The following is an 18,763-nucleotide window of genomic DNA, read 5'->3' as shown; positions in this document are numbered from 1 at the left end:
CCCAGGCCTGCCGATACCCAACAACGGAGGCTCCCCCATGAGCATGCGAATCGCCAGCGCACCCTGCTGCTGGGGCGTCGATGATGTCACCAACCCTCATTTGCCGCCCTGGCGGAAGGTCCTGGACGAGGCCGCCGAGGCGGGCTACCAGGGCGTGGAGCTCGGCCCCTACGGCTATCTGCCCCTCGATGTGTCAGTGCTCGGTCAGGCCCTCGATGAGCGTGGCCTGAAGGTGGTTGCCGGCACCATCTTCGACGACCTGGTCGACCCGGCCAACCGGGACCACCTGATCCAGCAGACCCATGAGATCTGCGCCTTCCTCAACCGATTGCCGGCGCCGCCGCGTGAGCCCGGCCAGCACCATTCGGCGCCCTACCTGGTGCTGATCGATCACGTGCATGCCGAGCGCAGTCGCTACGCGGGTCATCCCGACCGGGCGCCACGCCTGAACGACGCCCGGTGGGCCACCCTGATGACGCATATCCGCACCATCGCCGAACTGGCGAGTCGCGAATATGGCATCCGCGCGATGATTCACCCCCATGCCGGCGGCTATATCGAGTTCGACGACGAGATACGCCGCCTGCTGGCGGACATCCCCTATACGACCGCCGGGCTCTGCCTGGATACCGGTCACCTCTACTACTCCGGCATGGACCCGGTGGCCTGGCTCCGCGACTACGCCGGGCGCACGGACTACCTGCACTTCAAGGACATCGCGCCGACGGTCTTCGAGGAGGTCATGGCCGAGCAGGTGGACTTCTTCGCTGCCTGCGCCCGCGGCGTGATGTGCCCCATCGGTCAGGGCGTCGTGGACTACGACGCCATCTATCGGCGGCTCGTCGAGATCGGCTACCAGGGCTACATCACCATCGAGCAGGAGCGCGATCCGCGCGACGCCGATGGCAGCCTCGCCGATGTCACGGCGAGTCTCGAGTATCTGAAACGACGAGGCTTCCAGGCCGACGTCTAAGACGCACTGATTGATGGCTGCGCTCGATGACCCACATGGAGGTGGGAAGTGCGTTGGTTCGTAGGGAGCGAACCTGGCCATCCTGGCCGACGGCGGTGCCGAATCGTCGGACCGCCGCAATCCTCATCGAGCATCCAGTCAACGCCGGTTGCTGCGCTCCGACGGCGGCCAGCCGCTCATCGCTCGCTACATGAAGCAGAGCTTTTCACAAAGGAGATTTGACATGATCCAGGGTGAGCTGAAGACGAATGCCCCGATCCGCTGGGCCATGGTCGGCGGCGGCCGCGGCAGCCAGATCGGCTATATCCACCGCTGCGCGGCATTGCGCGACAACAGCTTCCAGCTGGTGGCCGGTGCCTTCGACCTCGACCCGGCACGCGGTCGCGCGTTCGGCCAGACACTGCGGGTGGCCCCCGAACGCTGCTACCCGGACTACCAGACGCTGTTCGCCGAGGAGGCCAGGCGCGAGGATGGCATCCAGGCGGTCTCCATCGCCACCCCCAACGGCACCCACTTCGCCATCTGCATGGCGGCGCTGGAGGCGGGGCTGCACGTGGTGTGCGAGAAGCCGCTGTGCTTCACCGTGGCCGAGGCCGAGGAACTGCGGTCGCTGGCCGAACGCCAGGGGCGTTTCGTCGGCGTGACCTATGGCTACTCGGGGCACCAGATGATCCGCCAGGCGCGGGCGATGATCGCCAGCGGCGATCTGGGCGAGATCCGCATGGTGCATATGCAGTTCGCCCACGGCTTCCATAGCGAGGCCGTCGAAGAGGCCAACCCCAGCACCCGCTGGCGGGTCGACCCCAGGCAGGCCGGCCCCAGCTATGTGCTGGCGGACCTGGCGACGCATCCCTACTACCTCGCCGAAGCGATGTTGCCGGAACTGAGGGTGCGGCGCCTGCTCTGTTCGCGCCAGAGCTTCGTGGCGAGCCGGGCGCCGCTGGAGGACAACGCTTACGTGCTGATGGAGTACGAGGGCGGGGCCATGGGCCATCTGTGGGCTTCCGCCGTCAATGCCGGCGGCATGCATGGCCAGAAGGTGCGGGTGGTGGGGAGCCGGGCCAGCCTGGAATGGTGGGACGAGCAGCCCAACCAGCTGCGCTACGAGGTGCAGGGACGGCCGGCGCAGGTGCTGGAGCGCGGCATGGACTACCTCTACCCCGAGGCCCTGGAGGACGATCGCATTGGCGCCGGCCACCCCGAGGGGCTCTTCGAGGCCTGGTCCAACCTCTACTATCGCTTCGCGCTGGCCATGGAGGCGATGGATCATGGCGATGCGGCGGCAGTCGCCGCGCTGGGCGTTCCCGGCATCGATGCCGGTGTCGAAGGCGTGCGTTGGGTGGAGAACTGCGTCAGGTCTGCCGATGACGGGGCGGTATGGGTCGACTACGTCTGACAGCCGGAGCCTGATGCTACCGGCTCGCCGCCGTCGGACTGGCAGGCGACGCCGGGGATCGGGGATGATGGCCGGAAAACATCGCCACTGCGGAGGGTCGCCGGTGCTTCAGCGTTTCCTGCAGCCGGGTGCCAGCAGCTCGCTGGTCGTGGAACGGCCTGCCGAGCTGCTCTACATGTGCCGGGTCGAAGGCCGTCACAGCGAGATGCCGCGTGCCATGCACCGCCATGACGACTGTGCCGAGATCGTCTTCATCCGTGAAGGGCAGGGCACCCACATCATCGGCGGACGCGAGTACCGCACCCGTCGGGGTGACCTGCTCATCTACAATGGCGGCACCCTGCACGACGAATCGGCCTGCCCCGGGGCAGGCATCGGCGTCTACTGTTGCGGCTTTCGCGGCCTCAAGCTGCGCGGGCTGCCGGTCAATCACCTGGTGCCCGAGCAGGGCAGTCCGGTGCTGGCCAGCGGCGAGCACCATGATGACTTCGAGGGCCTGATGGGGCTGCTTCACGCACAGGTCGCCACGCGTCAGGACGGCACGGCCGAGATCTGCCACCATCTGCTCCAGGCGCTGATCCTGCTGATGGGGCGGCTGCTCGAGCGGCCGGACCCGCGTCTCGCGGCCCCCCGCTATGAATTGGGCCAGGACGTCAGACGCTACATCGACGAGCGCTACGCCGAGGCGCTCGGCCTCGAAGGCATGGCCGCGCGCTTCAAGGTCAGTCCCTACCACCTCGCCCATCGCTTCAAGGCCACGGTGGGCTGCTCGCCCATCCACTACCTGATCCGGCGCCGGGTCGGCGAGGCGCAGTCGCTGCTGATCAACACCGAACTCAGCGTCGCCGAGATCGCCGAGCGGGTGGGCTATCGCCACCCCAGCTACTTCAACACCGCCTTCAAGAAGGTCGTGGGCGTGACGCCCGGCAGCTATCGCCGGCGCTATCTTGGCAGATGAGTGCTGCCACCAGGAGGGGGCTCGATGGCCTCGAGCCGTTTCCTGTCGCGCCAGGCCGGAGGGGAGCCCGGTGTCGGGAGCCCCTTGGCCATGACGCCTTCCAGGGCGAGGTCCCTGGGTGTGGTTCTCGAAGTGGCGACACGAAACGGGCCGGCCAGCGGCCAGCCCGTCGCGTGCCAGCTGCAGGCTCTCTTAAGCCGTATGCGGCTCACGGCGATTCTTCATCCACAGCGTGGCGGCGACGAAGTAGAGCCCCGTCAACGGCACTACCAGCCACTTGTAGGTCTCGACATAGTCGATGGCACCGGCGCCGCCGCCGGCCCAGGCCCAGAAACTCGCCAGCAGGATCACCACCAGGCAGCCGAAGGCCAGGAAGTACCAGGGATCGCGGCGGTTGACCGGCGACTGCGGCTGGGCGGTGACGCCGGGCAGCTCGGGTGGCTCCACCGGTCCGTAGGCCGCTTCGTAGTAGTCGATAACGGACTCGGTCTCGACCCCCATGACGCGACACAGCAGCGGATAGACGATGAAGGACGTCAGCCACACCGGGATGAACACCGTGAACAGGTGGACCTGGGGCAGGACGATCATGAGGATACCCACTCCCACTCCGGTGACCCAGGTCAGGATGGCGGGCCGGTTGTCCTCGAGGTTCCGATGCTCACGCCACAGCGGGCGGATGCCAAGCCGGGGCAGCACGAAGTGCTCGGCGGCGATGATGGCGCCGATGGGGGCCATGGCCATGATCAGGTAGGACATGACGTCCAGGAGCGAGGTGAAGGCGAACGGGAAGCAGGCGATCACGGTGGTGGCGGCACCCACCGTCAGGCTGACGTTGAAGGGCTTGTGGCGATGGAACACGGACTGGAAGGCCAGGCCCGCCCGATACAGGCTCGGGATGGAGGTGGTCCAGCCGGCGACCACCACGGCCACCAGGCCCATGGCGCCGAGGATGCGATAGGCGATGGCGCCTGGATCCAGGCCAATCAGCTGTTCCTTGAGCAGCAGCGAGGCGGTGGCCCCCAAGATGCCGGCACACACCCAGGCCATGAAGTGGCCGATGTACATGCCTGCCGCGGAGAAGTAGCCATAGGAGGACTTGCGCGCGAAACGCAGGATGCTCATGTCGCTCATGCCCAGGTGCATCGGCAGGTTGACGCCCCAGGCCCAGGCGGCGATCACCCAGATGCTGATCCCCGCTTCGCCGTCCGGCGTCTGCCCGGTCCAGACCAGGCCGTCGAGCACCGAACCCAGGCCGCTCAGGCCCTGCTGGGCGCCCAGTTGGGTGACGATCGGCACGGACAGGATGCCGCTGACCAGGAACATGGTCGCCATCCAGGGCGCGCAGACCGTCGAGAAATTGGCGATCAGCTTGAAGCCCTTCAGGGTCAGAAAGACGGTGAAGGCCCCCACGCCAAGCGCCAGCACCACGAAACTGACGCTGGTCGGGTAGAGCCCGGTCTGCGGCGGAATATCGGTCATGGCCCGAAACGCCGAGGCCGACACCGTGATCATGGCGCCGGCCACCACGGCGTAGAAGATGCCGTTGACGATGTTGTAGATGTAGGAGACCTTCTTGCCCGCCAGCCGGGCCAGATACCAGTAGACCGTCATGCGCGAGCGTGTCGCCACCGGGCTGCAGACCCAGGCCCAGGACAGTACCGCCATCAGGTTACCGAGAATCAGGCCCCAGATCAGGTCGCTGGTCGAGACGCCCAGCGATACCAGGGCGGCACCGATGACGAACTCCGTACCCGCCACGTGCTCGCCGGAATAGGCCCCTAGGAAGTACTTACCGCTCAGCTGCTTGCTGGGCGGGATGCGTTGGTACTCGAGTTCATCGCTCTGCGCGACGTCTTCCCCGGCCGGGGAAGACGATACATCCGTTGCTTGTGTACTCATGACGCTCTCCCGTTGTTCTTGGACGGTTGAGGGTTGTTGAGGTCGGGATCAGGGCAGCGCCCCTGCCGATGCAGGTCGACGGGGTCGTGCCGACCGCAGAACGGAATATATGTTCCATTTATCGTGATTACAAATCTACCATTCTATGCATTTGTATAATGGAATAAGTATTCCGCACAAACTGTCACCCGCGCCTGGCACCGCCGAGGAACTGCGCCTCGCCGTGGCCGAACGACCAGTCGGCGTGCTTTCTCGGTGATCACGATCATCACGACGGCGGGCGTTGGTCGGTCAGGGGAATGGTGACGAGGGCATGGCGTCCTCCCAAAGGCAAGACGCCGGCCCCGTCGGGGTCCGGCGCGGGCGTCGTGTTGCAGCTGAGATGGGCGTTTCCGGCGGCAAGCCTTTGTCCCCGGCGCCCATCACTGCGGGACGTTTGGCAAGCAGCGCTTAGTGGGTCGGCATGGTGAAGTGGTTGGTTTCCTCCCGGATGCCGCTGGGCCAGCGCTGGGTGATGGTCTTCATGCGGGTGTTGAAACGCACGCCGTCGGGGCCGTGCATGTGCAGCGGGCCGAACAGCGAGCGCTTCCAGCCGCCGAAGCTGTGGAAGGCCATGGGCACCGGGATCGGCACGTTGACCCCGACCATGCCGACCTGGATCTGCTCGCAGAATTGGCGGGCGGCATCGCCGTCACGGGTGAAGATGGCGGTACCGTTGCCGAATTCGTGATCGTTGATCATCGACACGGCCTCGTCGAAGCTCGCGGCCCGGGCGATGGCCAGCACCGGGCCGAAGATCTCCTCGCGGTGAATGCGCATGTCCGGCGTGACGTGGTCGAACAGTGAGCCGCCGACGAAGTAGCCGTCGCCGGCCCCCTCGATGGTCGCCTCGCGGCCGTCGACCACCAGTTCCGCGCCTTCCTCGACGCCGGTGGCGATGTAGCCCTTGACCTTCTCGAGGTGCTCGCGGGTGACCAGTGGCCCCATGTCGTTGTCCGGGCCGTCGACGAGCCCCGGGCCGACACTCAGCTTGCCGAGCTCGGCGACAAGCTTCTCGCGCAGGCGGCGGGCGGTGTCCTCGCCGACCGGTACGGCCACGGAGATGGCCATGCAGCGCTCGCCGGCGCTGCCGTAGGCGGCGCCCATCAGCGCGCCGACGGCCTGGTCGAGGTCGGCGTCGGGCATGATCACCATGTGGTTCTTGGCGCCGCCCAGGGCCTGGACCCGCTTGCCGTGGGCCGAGGCGGTGGCATAGATGTACTCGGCGATGGGCGTGGAGCCGACGAAGCTTACCGCCTGGACCCGCTCGTCGGTGAGCAGCACGTCCACCGACTCCTTGTCGCCGTTGACCACGTTGAACACGCCGTCGGGCAGGCCGGCCTCGCTGAGCAGCTCGGCCAGGCGCATCGGCGTGGACGGGTCCTTCTCGGAGGGCTTCATGACGAAGGTATTGCCGCAGGCCAGGGCGATGGGGAACATCCACATCGGCACCATGGCCGGGAAGTTGAACGGCGAGATGCCGGCACAGACGCCCAGCGGCTGCATCATCGAATAGCTGTCCACGCCGGTGCCGACGTTCATCGAGTGCTCGCCCTTCTGCAGGTGGGGAATGCCGCAGGCGAATTCCACCACCTCCAGGCCGCGGGTCACCTCGCCCTTGGCGTCGGAGAACACCTTGCCGTGCTCGCGGGAGATCAGGCGGGCCAGCTCGTCGGCATGCTGCTCGACCAGCGCCTTGAACTTGAACAGGATGCGCGAGCGCTTGAGGGGCGTGACCTTCGACCAGGCGGCGAAGGCCTCATCGGCGATGCGTACCGCCTCGCGGGTCTCGTCGGCGGTGGCCAGGGCCACCCGGGCACTCTGCTCGCCGGTGGCGGGGTTGTAGACCGGCGCGAAGCGTTCGCTGCGGCCCTCGGCGATGCTGCCATTGAGGTAGTGATGGATCTGGTTCATGAGTAAGCCTCGATGTATTCGATGTGGTACGTGAGACGGGACGTCGTCGATTCACTTGGTGACGGCAAAGCCTGCCCGCTCGGCGAGATCGCGCAGGTTGCGATAGCCCAGGCGGGCATAGGTCAGCGGATGGGCCACCTTGGGGTCCTGTTCGGCCTCCACCACCAGCCAGCCCTGGTAGCCGCTCTCGCTGAGCTGCGTCAGGGTGGGCAGGAAGTCGATGTCACCGTCGCCGGGCACGGTGAACAGGCCGTCGAGGACGCCGTCCAGGAAGCTCTTGTCGCGGTTGCGCAGCTCATCCAGTACCGCGAAACGCATGTCCTTGCAGTGCACGTGCTTGACGCGGGAGGCGTAACGCTCGGCGATGGCCAGCGGGTCGCCGCCGGCCCCCACCAGGTGACCGAGGTCGAGCAGCAGCCCCACCGAGTCGCGGGTGTTGTCCATCAGCCGCTCCACATCGGCCTGGCTCTCGACCAGCGTGCCCAGGTGATGGTGATAGGCCAGGTGCACGCCCTGTTGCTTGAGGTAGTCGCCGACGATGTTCAGGCCCTCGGTGAGGCGCTGCCAGTCGGCATCGCTGAGGTGCGGCCGCCGGGACAGCGGGGTGCGCTGGTCGCCGTGGACGCAGCGACTGACCTCGCAGAACACCATTGCCGTGGCGCCGCACTGCTTGAGCAGGGCGAGGTGGTCCTTGACCGCCTCGATCTCCTCCTCGGGGCTGCGTTCCAGCAGTTGGCTGGAGTACCAGCCGGAGACCAGCGACAGGTCGTACTCGCCGAGTACCGTGGACAGCGCCTCCGGGGTACGCGGGAACTTGTGACCCAGCTCGAAGCCACTGAAGCCGGCCTCTCGTCCCTCCGCGAGGCAGACCTCGAGCGGGGTGTCACCGCCGAGGCTCGGCAGGTCGTCGTTGGTCCAGGTCAGGGGGTTGATGCCGAGTCTAACGCTCATGACGTGCTCCTGATGGGGAATCCTGTGGTTCGTTGTGCTGTGTCGCCGTATCAGAGGTTCTGCCACTGGCGAGCCTTGTGACTCTCGTAGCGCCGGCGCGCCTCCTCGACCTGGGAGCGTTCGGAGACCTCGGGGACCGCCACGTCCCACCAGGAACCGCTCTCCCCGGTGTCGAGCAGCGGGTCGGTGTCGAGGGTGATCACGTAGCTGATGTCGGCAGCCTTGGCGCGCTCCAGCGCCTGTTCCAGCTCGGCGATGTTGCCCACCTTCTCGGCCTTGGCGCCCAGGGCCCGGGCATGGGCGGCGAAGTCGGTCCTGGGGGCGCCGCCCTCGACGGTCCGGCAGTCGTCGAGCAGGTTGTTGAAGCCGGGGCCGCCGCAGAACTGCTGAAGCCGGTGGATGCAGCCGTAGCCACGGTTGTCGAGCACCACCGCGACGATCTTGTGGCCCAGCATCACCGAGGTGGCGATCTCGGAGTTGAGCATCAGGTAGGAACCGTCGCCGACCATCACGAACACCTCGGCGTCGGGCTTGGCCATCTTGGTGCCCAGCCCGCCCGCCAGCTCATAGCCCATGCAGGAGTAGCCGTACTCCATGTGGTAGCCGCGGTCATGGCGGGTGCGCCACAGCTTCTGCAGCTCGCCGGGCAGGCCGCCGGCGGCACACACCACGATGTCGCGCTCGCCCGCGGCGCGGTTGACCGCGCCGACGACCTCGGCATCGCTGGGCAGGTCGGTGCCGCGGTCGGTGGTGGCGATGTCCACCGCCTGATGCCACTCGCCACGCAGTCGGGCGGCCTGCTCGATCCAGGCGCCCTCGGGCTGCCAGCCGGCCAGCGCATCGGTGAGCTCGGGCAGCGTCAGGCGGGCGTCGCCGACCAGCGCCTGGCCCTTGTGCTTGACCGCATCGAAGGAGGCCACGTTGAGGCACAGCAGCCTGGCCTCGGGGTTGAACATGGCCCGCGAGCCGGAGGCGAAATCGCCCAGCCGGGTGCCCACGGCGATGATCAGGTCGGTCTCGGCGGCCAGCGCGTTGGTGGAGGCCGCGCCGGTGACGCCGATGGTGCCCATGTTCTGCGCGTGGTCCCAGGGCAGGGCGCCCTTGCCGGCCTGGGTCTCGCCCACCGGGAGGTGATAGCTGGAGACCAGGCTGTCGAGCTCGGCCAGGGCGCCGGCGTAGTGGACCCCGCCGCCGGCGACCACCAGCGGTTTCCTGGCCTGGCGGATCAGCTCCACGGCGGCGGCCAGCTCGTCGCGGTCCGCCGCCTGGCGACGCAGGCGATGGATCGTCTCGGCGAAGAAGTGCGCCGGGTAATCGAAGGCCATGGTCTGCACGTCCTGGGGCAGGGCCAGCGTCACCGGTCCGCATTCCACCGGATCGGTGAGCACGCGCATCGCCTGCGGCAGCGAGGTCAGCAGCTGCTCGGGCCGGGTGATGCGGTCGAAGAAGCGGCTGACCGGCTTGAAGCAGTCGTTGGAGGTCAGGGTGTGGTCGTGGAAGTTCTCGACCTGCTGCAGCACCGGGTCCGGCATGCGGGTGGCGAAGGTGTCCCCGGGCAGGAACAGCACCGGCAGGCGGTTGACGTGGGCCACGGCGGCGGCGGTGACCATGTTGGTCGAGCCCGGTCCCGCGGAGGCGGTACAGGCCATCATCTGCCGGCGGTTCAACGTCTTGGTGTAGGCGATGGCGGCATGCGCCATGCCCTGCTCGTTGTGGGCGCGATACGTCGGCAGCTCGTCCTGGACGTGGTAGAGCGCCTCGCCCAGGCCGGCGACGTTGCCGTGCCCGAAGATGGCCCAGACCCCGGCGAACATCGGCTGGATCTCGCCGTCGATGTCCACCTTCTGGGCCATCATGTAGCGCACGACGGCCTGGGCCATGGTCAGTCGAATGGTATTCATGACAGGACTTCCTCCGTGGTGGGTTCGGCCTGGCGCAGCCGCTGCCATTCGTCGATCAGTTCCGCATAGTTGCTGGCCACGCTGTCGACCAGTTGGGCATCGTCGATGCGACCGGCGAGCCAGTCACGGCTGGGGCCGGCGAACAGGGTGCGACCCACGGTGAAGCCCTTGCACTGGGCGTTGCGGGCCGCGGCGGCGAAGCCGCGCTTCATCTCGTCCATGGGCGCGTCCAGGCCCAGCAGCACCACGCCACGGCAGTGCGGGTCCTGCTCCTCGATCGCCCGGCTGACCTCGGCCCAGGCGGCGTCCGACATCGACGGCAGCTTCCACCAGTCGGGACGGATGCCGAGGTTGTAGAAGCGCTGCAGCGAGCGGGCCAGGGTATGGTCGTCGACCTCCCGATGATTGGGGGGGATGACCTCGATCAGCAGCTCCAGGCCGTTGCCACAGGCGGCCTGGTAGAGCTGGCGCAGGTGGGCTTCCTGGTCGAGGCGCAGGGAGACCGGGTCGTCGGGGTGGTAGAACACCAGGCACTTGATGATGTGCTCCCGCGGCCAGTGGCGCAGGCGACTGCCCAGGTCGTCCCCGTGCTGGAAACGCAGCGGCCGGGAACTGGGCAGCTCCACCGGACGGCCGATCCACCAGCCCTTGCCGGTGGCATCGTTCAGCGCGTCCTGGCCGAAGACGTCGTCGACCAGGATGGCCGGCTTGGCGAGCCCGGTGCGGCGCGCGCCTTCCTCGGCGGCCTGGACCAGCAGCTGCTTGAGCACCGGGATCCGGGCGGGGTCGGCCTGGACGTCCCGGGCCATGTCGGTGAGCTGGCGGCGATGGTCGAAGGCCAGGCCGCAGACCTGGGACCACTCGGCCGGGGTGCGCGTGGTCACCCGGTGCAGGTGGTTGAGCTGGGCATCCTGGTCGGGGCGCGGCACCGAGGCGCGACGCGCCAGGTAGTCGAACAGCTCCTCCTCGGTGGGCATGGCCGGGGCACAGCCGTGGCGCGACACCACCAGGGCGCCGCAGGCGTTGGCATAGCTGGCGCTGGTCTCCCAGTCTTCCCCACGTAGCCATCCCCTCAGGAGACCGCTCATGAAGGCGTCGCCGGCGCCGAGCACGTTGAGCACCTCGACCTTGACGCCCTCGACCAGGATGCCGTCCTCGATGCGCGCCGGGATCTCGCCCTCGAGGACCACGCAGCCCAGCGCGCCGAGCTTGCAGACCAGGGTGGCATCGCTGCCCCGGCGCACCGCACGCAGCGACTCCAGGGTGTCGGTGCTGCCGCCGGCGATATGGAATTCTTCCTCGGTGCCGACGATCAGGTCGAAGTCACCTAGCCAGGCTTGCAGGTCGGTAGTCACCTTGTCGTCGGCGATGAAGCGCGTCTCGCCGTCGCCGGGAGTGGTCAGCCCCCACAGCACCGGTCGGTAGTCGATATCCAGCACCCGCTTGACGCCATGCTCGGCGGCGGCGTCCAGCGCCTTGCGGCAGGCTCGGGCGGTGGTCTCGGTGGACAGGTGGGTGCCGGTGATGGCGAGCGCCTTGGCACGGGCGATGAAGGCCGGGTCGATGCTCTCGGCGTCGATGGCCATGTCGGCGCAGTCGCGACGATAGAACAGCAGCGGGAAGCTGTCGCGGTCCTTGAGGGCCAGCAGCACCAGGCCGGTGTGACGCTCGGGATCGGTCTGCAGGGCGCTGACATCGACGCCGGCGCGCTCGAGCTCCTCGCGGACGAAGCTGCCCATCTGCTCGTTGCCGACTCGCGACAGCATGGCCGACTTCAGGCCCAGCCGTGCGGTGCCGTAGGCCATGTTACCGGAGCTTCCGCCCAGGTACTTGGCGAAGCTCGAGACGTCTTCCAGGCGACTACCGATCTGTTCGGCATAGAGGTCGACGGCGACCCTGCCGAGACAGATCAGATCCAGGGTATTGGCATTGTTCATAAGTCACTTCCTGCTTGAGACCGAAACCCGGGTGACTGCGTTGCTGCGTGCGAGTGAGCGGGCTCAGCCGGCCATGGGTTCCGTGAACGGGTTCTGATGGTGCTATTCTAGAAATTAAAGAATAAAAATTCCAATAGAACTATAGTTGGAATAATGATTCCTCTTGAGGCGAATGCCCTCCACCACCGCTCGCCCGCGCGTTGCCGGGAGGGCAGACGACCCGACGCGACCCATCGGACATCGACCTCGACCGGAATGCACGTTCCAACAGGCGGCCGGACACTGTCCGCTCGGCCAGCTGGCCGGCATGCCGCCCTTGCAGAAAAATGCCCTGCCTCCGGCCACGCCGGCGGAGAACAGGGCACAGGGTCAACCGTTGGCGGTCATCGGCGGTGGTCGGCCATCAGCCATAGAAGGCCGGGCGCTCGGGCATGGCGATCGCCTCGATCTGTCCGCTTTCCTGGGCCTTGACGCAGGCATCGCTGGCGATGGCCGCGGCATAGCCGTCCCAGGAGGAGGGGCCAGCGAGCTCGCCTGCGGCCGCGCCGTCGATGAAGGCCTGCAGCTCGACGTCGAAGGCCGCGCCGAAGCGCTTCTTCCAGTCCTGGAGGATCTCGTTGGAGCGCTGGCCGGCCTGGCGGAAGGACAGGCTCTGCGGCTCGGGCAGGCGGGCGATGCCGTCCTCGCCGACCACGTCGCACTGGATGTCGTAGCCGTACCGGCAGTTGACGAACACCTCGACGTCGATGCGCACGCCCTGGGTGGTCTCCAGCAGGATGATCTGGGGATCTTCCACCTTGCCGTGGGCGTGGCGCGTCTTGCGCGGGAAGATCACCTGGGCGCTGGCATAGTCGTCGTCGAGCAGCCAGCGAAAGGTGTCCAGCTCGTGGATCAGGGTGTCGTGGATGGCCATCGGCGTGACATAGCGCTCCGGCACCTCGGGATTGCGATGGGCCGCATGGACCATCAGCGGCTCGCCCAGGCGATTGGCGTCGATGGCGTCCTTCATCAGCTTGTAGCCGCTGTCGTAACGACGCATGAAGCCCACCTGGACCAGGCGTTTGCCGGCCTCGATCTCGGCGTCGATGATGTGTCGGCAGCCTTCGGCGCTGGTGGCCAGCGGCTTCTCGCAGAACACGGACTTGCCGGCGGCGATGGCGGCGAGCACGTATTCCTCGTGGGTGGGGCCCCAGGAGGTGACCAGGATGGCATCCACGTTGTCGGCCTGGATCAATTCGAGGCCGCTATCGTAGACCCTGGCGTCGAGTCCGAGACGGTCGACGACGGCACGCGCCTGGTCGGCGTTGACGTCGCTGACGGCGACGATCTCGCCGCCGGTGAGCGACTGGGTGATGCGGCGGGAATGTTCCTCGCCGATCATCCCGGTTCCGATGACACCGATTCTGACGGTCATGAGGATGTCCTTGTGCATTGGCTATAAGGAGGTGAGGGGAGCGCGGGGGCTCCCCGTCGGCTGTTACTGGTTCCAGTACTTGTCCACGTAGCGCTGGATCTCCTCGCGCATGAAGCGCGAGGACGCCACGGCGCGTTCCTCCCAGCCGAACACGCAGCTCGACAGCACGCCGTCGAAGCCGATCTCGTGGAGGGTCTTGAAGAAGACGTCCCAGTCGATCTCGCCCTCGCCGATGTCCAGGTGCTGGTGGACGCGGGCGGTGGAGCTCGGCGGATTGACGATGTAGCGCAGCCCGGAGGAGGCCTTGTGGTTGAAGGTGTCCGCCACCCGGGCGTGGACCAGCACGTCCCTGGCGCAGCGGATCGACTCGGCCAGGTCGTCGCCGTAGTAGAAGGAGTGGGGGGCGATATAGGAGGCCTTGACCGCCTTGGAGTCGATGGTCTTGATGATGTCCACCGCCGGCTCGATGGTCTCGACCCAGTCCTCCGGATGCGGCTCCACGCTCAGGGTCAGGCCCTCGCGCTCGAGCAGCGGCACCAGCACGTCCATCGAGCGCCAGAAGGCGTTCTCGCAGGCCTCCGGGGAATGGCGACCCTCGCGGTCGGCGTTGGAGCGCTCGTCGGAGCCGCCGCGGCCGAACTCGGAGACCAGGGTGTCGCATTCCATCTCCACGGCGATCTGGATGACGCGCTTCCAGTTGTCCATGGCCATCTCCCACTCGTCGGGGTAGGGGCTGGACCAGCGGTACATCGGCTGCAGGGTGGCGAGACTGACGCCATGGTCCTTCATCGCCTTCTTGAACGAGCGGACGCGCTCGGGGAAGACGCGCGGGCGCGTCCACCACTGCAGGAAGTCGGGGCGCGGGGACAGTTCGATATAGTCGTAGCCGAGCTCGGCGGTCAGCCGGCAGGTGTCCTCCAGGGACAGGTGGCGGTGCATATGGGGGTCGAGTGCGATCTTCATGCTGCGCTCCTCCGGAAGTCGTTGGCGTGCATCGGGAGTCTGGGGTGGTAGTGGCCGGTACGCTGCCTCAGCGGGCCAGGTGCTCGCGGAGATAGTCCATGCTGCCCTTTACGGCGGCCAGCGGATCGGCCAGTTGATGAACTTCCTCCGCGAAGGGCTCGAAGGACACATGGCCACCGTAGCCGTCGGCCAGCAGTTGCCTAAGCTGGCCGATGTTGTCCAGGCGATCCCGGGGGCCGACCAGCAGGCGGTGGGCATCCAGCATGTCCGCGAAGCCGATCGCCGGGTCCTCGACGCCGGAGATATGCACCAGGCCGGTGTTGGCGGCGAAGAAGGCCTGCTCGCCGACGCCGACATGGTGGAAGGTGTCGTGGACCAGGCCGAAGCGCTGCTCGAGGCCCAGCTCGCGAATGGCCGTCATGGCCGCCTGCTTGGTCCGCAGGGTGGAGATGGGAAAGCCCAGGGGCTCGACGAAGCCCTGCAGGTCATGCTGACCCAGGATGCCGTCCAGCGCGGTCAAGGCCTGCTTCAGGCCGGCAGTCTTGTCGTCCTCCGAGCCCGGGTAGTCGCCATCCACCAGCGGGCAGAGCACCAGGCCGCGGCCGCCGCAGGCCGCGACCAGTCGGGCCAGGTTCTCGGCCTGAGCGGCACGCTCCGCGTTCCAGATGTTGAACGGGTAGAGGGCATTGATGCTGAGGATCTCGATGCCCAGTTCCTTGGCCCGGTCGCCGATGGCCCTGGCCTGATCGGCATCGGTTACGCTGTTGTCGTGGACATCGTTGCGCAGTTCGACGGCGCCAAGGCCGAGTTCCGCTGCCGCTTCGACCAGTTGCCGGGGGCTCAGATGCGGGCAGGCCATGTGATTGAGGGAAAACTTGAGGGGCTGCTGGGACATGGAGAATCCACCATTGCTTGAAGACTGTCTTGGATGACGTCCGCCTCGAACGTCCTCCGATCCATGGGTGCCGCCATCGCTGCCGCAGCAGCACCGCATGACGTGACGTCTGACCTTCCCGGGACGGACGAGCCCCGACAGGTGGGGCAGCGGAGCCGTTGGCGGCGGAGTGATTCGAAGGCTAGAACAAACATTCCATGGATTCAATAACGGGAAATTTCTATTTCTAGAGCGCCAGTCATGTGCTGACGTCTCGTCGTTATTCCATGAAATCAATGAGATGTGATTATCTTGCGCCGCTCGCTCGGACGTTCCGGCAGCGCCTCCAGCGACGCCGTGCGACCAAAGGAGTAGGGCGAGCGACGCGCTCTTGGCGGCGTGCGGTCCGCGGACGCGGACGAAATTCAATGTTCTATACTTTTGTATGAATGGAATTTTCATTCCATGGCGGCTAGACTGCGCAGACACCATCCCGCTGTCGGGCGCTGCTGTGGCCTCGTAAGGAGAGCAGAACCTTGAGCCAGACACCTCAGGACTACAACGAACTCGAGAGCCTCATCACGGAGGAGTATGCCTCCTTGAGTCGGCGGCTCCAGCAAACGGCTCGCTTCCTGCTGGACCATCCCCAGGAGGTCGCGTTCGCCACCGTCGCCAAGCTGGCCGAACAGGCCGGTGTGACGCCGTCGACCCTGATCCGTTTCGCCAACAGTTTCGGTTTCAAGGGCTTCTCGGAGATGCAGCAGTTGTTCCGCTCGCGGCTGGTGGACGAATTGCCCAACTATGCCGAGCGTATCCGGGCGGTGAGGGCGGCCACCGGCGAGACGCCGGGCAGTGACGAGCTGCTCTGGGAGTTCGCCGAGGCCAACCGCGAGGTCCTCGAGCAGCTCCCCGGGCGCATCGATCCCCAACTGCTGGAGCGGGCCCTGGATATCTTCGAACGGGCCGAGATCGTCCACGTGATGGGCGCCCGGCGCAGTTTCGTGGTGGCCAGCTACTTCACCTATGCCCTGCATCACATCGACAAGCGAGCCTGCCTGATCAATGGCCTCGGCGGCATGCAAGGCGAGCAGATGAAGGCGGTCGGTCCCGGGGATGCCCTGATGCTGGTGAGCTTCTCACCCTATGCCCAGGAGGCCCGGGACGTGGCGGCCGAGGCCAGGGAGCGGGGGATTCCGCTGGTGGTGATCACCGACTCCAACCTCAGCCCTCTGGCCCGTCTCGCCGATGTCTCGCTGGTCGTGCATGAGGCCGAGGTGAAGAGCTTCCGCGGCCTGACGGCCTCGCTGTGCCTGTCCCAGACGCTGGCCATCGCCCTGGGGGTTCGCCAGGACGAGGCGAGTGAGGGGGCCCCGAAGGGAACCGCTTCCCCCTGAACGGCCGGCACCGCCCGCGACACCCACCGACGCACTCCGAATCACGAGGAGGAACACACGATGACTTCACTTCTGGTCAGGCCCCAGCAGCCCGATCCCCAAGGCAAGGTGCTCGAGGTCACCCCGGAATCTGCCGGCTGGGAGCATGTCGGCTTCCGAGTCCACACGCTCGCCAAGGGCCAGCAGCTCGAGGGCCATACCGGCGATCGCGAGCACTGCCTGGTGCTGCTCTCCGGTCGTGCCACCGTGACCAGCGGCGACAATCGCTGGGAAGACATCGGCGAGCGGATGGACATCTTCGAGAAGGTGCCTCCCTATGCGGTCTACTTGCCCGATGGCGTCAGCTTCAGCGTCGAGGCGACCACCGACATGGAGCTAGCCGTGTGCAGTGCGCCGGGACACGGCAACCATGCGGCTCGCCTGATTACCCCCGACCAGATCAAGCAGAGCTCTCGAGGCACCGGCAGTAACACCCGGCACATCCAGGATGTGCTGCCCGATTCCGAGCCGGCCGACAGCCTGCTGGTGGTCGAGGTCTATACGCCTGCGGGCAACTGGTCGAGCTATCCGCCCCACAAGCACGACGTCGACAACCTCCCCGAGGAATCGATCCTCGAGGAGACCTATTACCACCGGCTGAAGCCATCCCAGGGCTTCGCCTTCCAGCGGGTCTATACCGACGATCGCTCGCTGGACGAGACCATGGCCGTGGAAGACGGCTGCTGCGTGATGGTGCCGCGCGGCTACCATCCGGCCGGTGTGCCCCATGGCTATGAACTCTATTATCTGAACGTGATGGCCGGTCCCAAGCGCGAATGGAAGTTCCAGAACGACCCGGCCCACGAATGGATCGTCAAGCAATGACGTGATCCACCGCCTGGGCGGTCTCACCCGGGCGGCCGCGATCGTCTCTCCTTGCCCCGCCTTGCGCGGGGCTTTTTTTGGTTCATCGCACTCCGTCGTCAAGCGCGGCATGCAGCCTCGGTGAGCCGTTCGACGGCGCGCGGCGCCCGCACAAGGCCGTGATGGATCGGAACAAAAATTCCACTTATACCAAAGTATAGAACAATCCTTTTGCAAAAGAGCAAAATGGAATCTAAATTCTAAACACGGTCCCGCCAGGCACAAGCGATCCATTCCCTGGCGGCCGAAGCCTCCCGCCTCGCCGGCCGGTTCGGCTGAACAATCACAACAATGTCTGAAGAGGAGTCCGCTCAATGAAACGCCTGTTACTCGGCGCCGCCATCTTCACTACCTGCACGTCCTCTGCCATGGCCGCGACCATCGGTGCCTCCGTCGCCTGGTTCGACGACAACTTCCTCACCACCATGCGTAACGCCATGCAGGCCGAGGCCGAGGCCCAGGGGCACGAGATCCAGTTCCTCGACGCCCAGGGCGACATCGGTCGCCAGCTCAGCCAGACCCAGTCCCTGGCCGCCCAAGGGGTCGATGCCATCATCATCAACCCGGTGGACACCGCCGCCACCCAGATGATGACCAAGGTCGCCGTCGACAACGGCATCCCGCTGGTCTACGTGAACCGCCAGCCGGAGGGCAACGACCTCGACAACGACGACGTGGTCTTCGTGGGCTCGGACCAGAAGCGCTCCGGGACCCTGCAGATGGAGGCCATCGCCGAGCAGCTCGGTGGTGAGGGGAATGTGGCCATCATGCTCGGTGAACTCTCCTCGGGCGCCACTCACAAGCGCACCGCGGGGGTCAAGGAGGTCGCGGCCGAGTACCCGGACATCCAGATCGTCGAGGAGCAGCCCGCCGACTATCAGCGCACCGAGGCCATCAACCTGATGAACAACTGGGTCGTCGGCGGCCAGCAGATCGATGCGATTGCCGCCAACAACGACGAGATGGCGCTGGGGGCCCTGATCGCCATGAAGCAGTCGGGCATCTCGCCCGACGACATCCTGGTGGGGGGCATCGACGCCACCCGTGATGCCCTCGAGGCCATGCAGCGTGGTGAACTGGCGGTCACCGTCTTCCAGGACGCCGAGGGGCAGGGTGGCGGCGCCGTCCAGGCCGCCATCGGCATGATCGACGGCGAGCCCGTCGACGATATCAACCTGGTCCCCTTCCAGCTGGTCACTCCCGAGAATCTCGACGACTTCCTCAACTGATGCCGCCCGTCCCGC

At 66.5% G+C, this 18,763-nt stretch carries 14 protein-coding genes; 6 read left to right on the top strand and 8 right to left on the bottom strand.

All coding sequences use genetic code 11. The annotated features are described in order from the left end of the window. The first annotated feature begins 37 nt into the window (after nt 1-37). From QWY76_RS17885 to QWY76_RS17875, 3 genes are all read left to right on the top strand, one after another. Complete coding sequence (locus QWY76_RS17885) at nt 38-973, top strand: sugar phosphate isomerase/epimerase family protein (RefSeq protein WP_290312821.1); 936 nt, start codon at nt 38-40, stop codon at nt 971-973. 223 nt (nt 974-1,196) lie between these two features. After that, nucleotides 1,197-2,369, top strand: a complete 1,173-nt coding sequence (locus QWY76_RS17880; protein WP_290312820.1) for a Gfo/Idh/MocA family protein — start codon at nt 1,197-1,199, stop codon at nt 2,367-2,369. A gap of 103 nt (nt 2,370-2,472) precedes the next feature. Next, the gene (locus tag QWY76_RS17875; RefSeq protein WP_290312819.1) at nt 2,473-3,327 is read left to right on the top strand and encodes a helix-turn-helix transcriptional regulator; all 855 of its coding nucleotides are present in this window, start codon (nt 2,473-2,475) and stop codon (nt 3,325-3,327) included. Between the two features lie 192 nt (nt 3,328-3,519). On the opposite strand, the gene QWY76_RS17870 is transcribed toward QWY76_RS17875, so the two are convergent. The 8 genes from QWY76_RS17870 to QWY76_RS17835 form a co-directional block, all read right to left on the bottom strand. After that, nucleotides 3,520-5,229: a purine-cytosine permease family protein gene (locus tag QWY76_RS17870; RefSeq protein WP_290312817.1), complete on the bottom strand. Its 1,710-nt coding sequence runs from the start codon at nt 5,227-5,229 to the stop codon at nt 3,520-3,522. 450 nt (nt 5,230-5,679) lie between these two features. After that, nucleotides 5,680-7,182, bottom strand: coding sequence for a CoA-acylating methylmalonate-semialdehyde dehydrogenase (locus QWY76_RS17865; protein ID WP_290312815.1), 1,503 nt, complete (start codon nt 7,180-7,182; stop codon nt 5,680-5,682). A gap of 51 nt (nt 7,183-7,233) precedes the next feature. Beyond that, nucleotides 7,234-8,133 carry a myo-inosose-2 dehydratase gene (gene iolE, locus QWY76_RS17860; RefSeq protein WP_290312813.1) on the bottom strand — a complete coding sequence of 300 codons (900 nt, stop codon included), beginning with the start codon at nt 8,131-8,133 and terminating at the stop codon, nt 7,234-7,236. A gap of 50 nt (nt 8,134-8,183) precedes the next feature. Next, on the bottom strand, nt 8,184-10,034 hold the full coding sequence (gene iolD, locus QWY76_RS17855; RefSeq protein ID WP_290312812.1) for a 3D-(3,5/4)-trihydroxycyclohexane-1,2-dione acylhydrolase (decyclizing): 1,851 nt from the start codon (nt 10,032-10,034) through the stop codon (nt 8,184-8,186). Beyond that, entirely contained in the window at nt 10,031-11,971 is a 1,941-nt protein-coding gene (locus tag QWY76_RS17850) for a bifunctional 5-dehydro-2-deoxygluconokinase/5-dehydro-2-deoxyphosphogluconate aldolase (protein WP_290312810.1), read from the bottom strand. The genes iolD and QWY76_RS17850 overlap by 4 nt, the downstream gene beginning before the upstream one ends. Nucleotides 11,972-12,374: 403 nt before the next feature. Then, nucleotides 12,375-13,385 (bottom strand): bifunctional inositol 2-dehydrogenase/D-chiro-inositol 1-dehydrogenase, encoded by a 1,011-nt coding sequence (gene iolG, locus QWY76_RS17845; protein ID WP_290312809.1) that lies wholly within the window; start codon nt 13,383-13,385, stop codon nt 12,375-12,377. A gap of 63 nt (nt 13,386-13,448) precedes the next feature. Then, the gene (locus QWY76_RS17840) at nt 13,449-14,348 is read right to left on the bottom strand and encodes a sugar phosphate isomerase/epimerase family protein (RefSeq protein ID WP_290312808.1); all 900 of its coding nucleotides are present in this window, start codon (nt 14,346-14,348) and stop codon (nt 13,449-13,451) included. 67 nt (nt 14,349-14,415) lie between these two features. Continuing rightward, nucleotides 14,416-15,243, bottom strand: a complete 828-nt coding sequence (locus QWY76_RS17835) for a TIM barrel protein (protein ID WP_290312807.1) — start codon at nt 15,241-15,243, stop codon at nt 14,416-14,418. Between the two features lie 515 nt (nt 15,244-15,758). Here QWY76_RS17835 and QWY76_RS17830 point away from each other — a divergent pair. The 3 genes from QWY76_RS17830 to QWY76_RS17820 all read left to right on the top strand — a co-directional run bounded on the left by QWY76_RS17830 (nt 15,759) and on the right by QWY76_RS17820 (nt 18,748). Further along, on the top strand, nt 15,759-16,616 hold the full coding sequence (locus tag QWY76_RS17830; RefSeq protein ID WP_290312806.1) for a MurR/RpiR family transcriptional regulator: 858 nt from the start codon (nt 15,759-15,761) through the stop codon (nt 16,614-16,616). A 60-nt stretch (nt 16,617-16,676) separates the two neighbouring features. Continuing rightward, nucleotides 16,677-17,480 carry a 5-deoxy-glucuronate isomerase gene (gene iolB / locus QWY76_RS17825; protein ID WP_290312804.1) on the top strand — a complete coding sequence of 268 codons (804 nt, stop codon included), beginning with the start codon at nt 16,677-16,679 and terminating at the stop codon, nt 17,478-17,480. 353 nt (nt 17,481-17,833) lie between these two features. Further along, entirely contained in the window at nt 17,834-18,748 is a 915-nt protein-coding gene (locus QWY76_RS17820; RefSeq protein ID WP_290312803.1) for a sugar ABC transporter substrate-binding protein, read from the top strand. Nucleotides 18,749-18,763: the final 15 nt, after the last annotated feature.

The sequence above is a fragment of the Halomonas maura genome (assembly GCF_030409305.1).
Classification (GTDB): Bacteria; Pseudomonadota; Gammaproteobacteria; order Pseudomonadales; family Halomonadaceae; genus Halomonas; species Halomonas maura.
The sequence above is the reverse complement of the archived record's forward strand: the minus strand, read 5'-3'. Positions and strand labels throughout refer to the sequence as shown.

What these genes read in the sequence shown, in the direction of transcription:
- QWY76_RS17885 (WP_290312821.1), top strand. Translation starts at nt 38, where the DNA reads ATGAGCATGCGAATCGCCAGCGCACCCTGCTGCTGGGGCGTCGATGAT.
- QWY76_RS17880 (WP_290312820.1), top strand. Translation starts at nt 1,197, where the DNA reads ATGATCCAGGGTGAGCTGAAGACGAATGCCCCGATCCGCTGGGCCATG.
- QWY76_RS17870 (WP_290312817.1), bottom strand. Translation starts at nt 5,229, where the DNA reads ATGAGTACACAAGCAACGGATGTATCGTCTTCCCCGGCCGGGGAAGAC.
- QWY76_RS17865 (WP_290312815.1), bottom strand. Translation starts at nt 7,182, where the DNA reads ATGAACCAGATCCATCACTACCTCAATGGCAGCATCGCCGAGGGCCGC.
- iolE (WP_290312813.1), bottom strand. Translation starts at nt 8,133, where the DNA reads ATGAGCGTTAGACTCGGCATCAACCCCCTGACCTGGACCAACGACGAC.
- iolD (WP_290312812.1), bottom strand. Translation starts at nt 10,034, where the DNA reads ATGAATACCATTCGACTGACCATGGCCCAGGCCGTCGTGCGCTACATG.
- QWY76_RS17850 (WP_290312810.1), bottom strand. Translation starts at nt 11,971, where the DNA reads ATGAACAATGCCAATACCCTGGATCTGATCTGTCTCGGCAGGGTCGCC.
- iolG (WP_290312809.1), bottom strand. Translation starts at nt 13,385, where the DNA reads ATGACCGTCAGAATCGGTGTCATCGGAACCGGGATGATCGGCGAGGAA.
- QWY76_RS17840 (WP_290312808.1), bottom strand. Translation starts at nt 14,348, where the DNA reads ATGAAGATCGCACTCGACCCCCATATGCACCGCCACCTGTCCCTGGAG.
- QWY76_RS17835 (WP_290312807.1), bottom strand. Translation starts at nt 15,243, where the DNA reads ATGTCCCAGCAGCCCCTCAAGTTTTCCCTCAATCACATGGCCTGCCCG.
- iolB (WP_290312804.1), top strand. Translation starts at nt 16,677, where the DNA reads ATGACTTCACTTCTGGTCAGGCCCCAGCAGCCCGATCCCCAAGGCAAG.
- QWY76_RS17820 (WP_290312803.1), top strand. Translation starts at nt 17,834, where the DNA reads ATGAAACGCCTGTTACTCGGCGCCGCCATCTTCACTACCTGCACGTCC.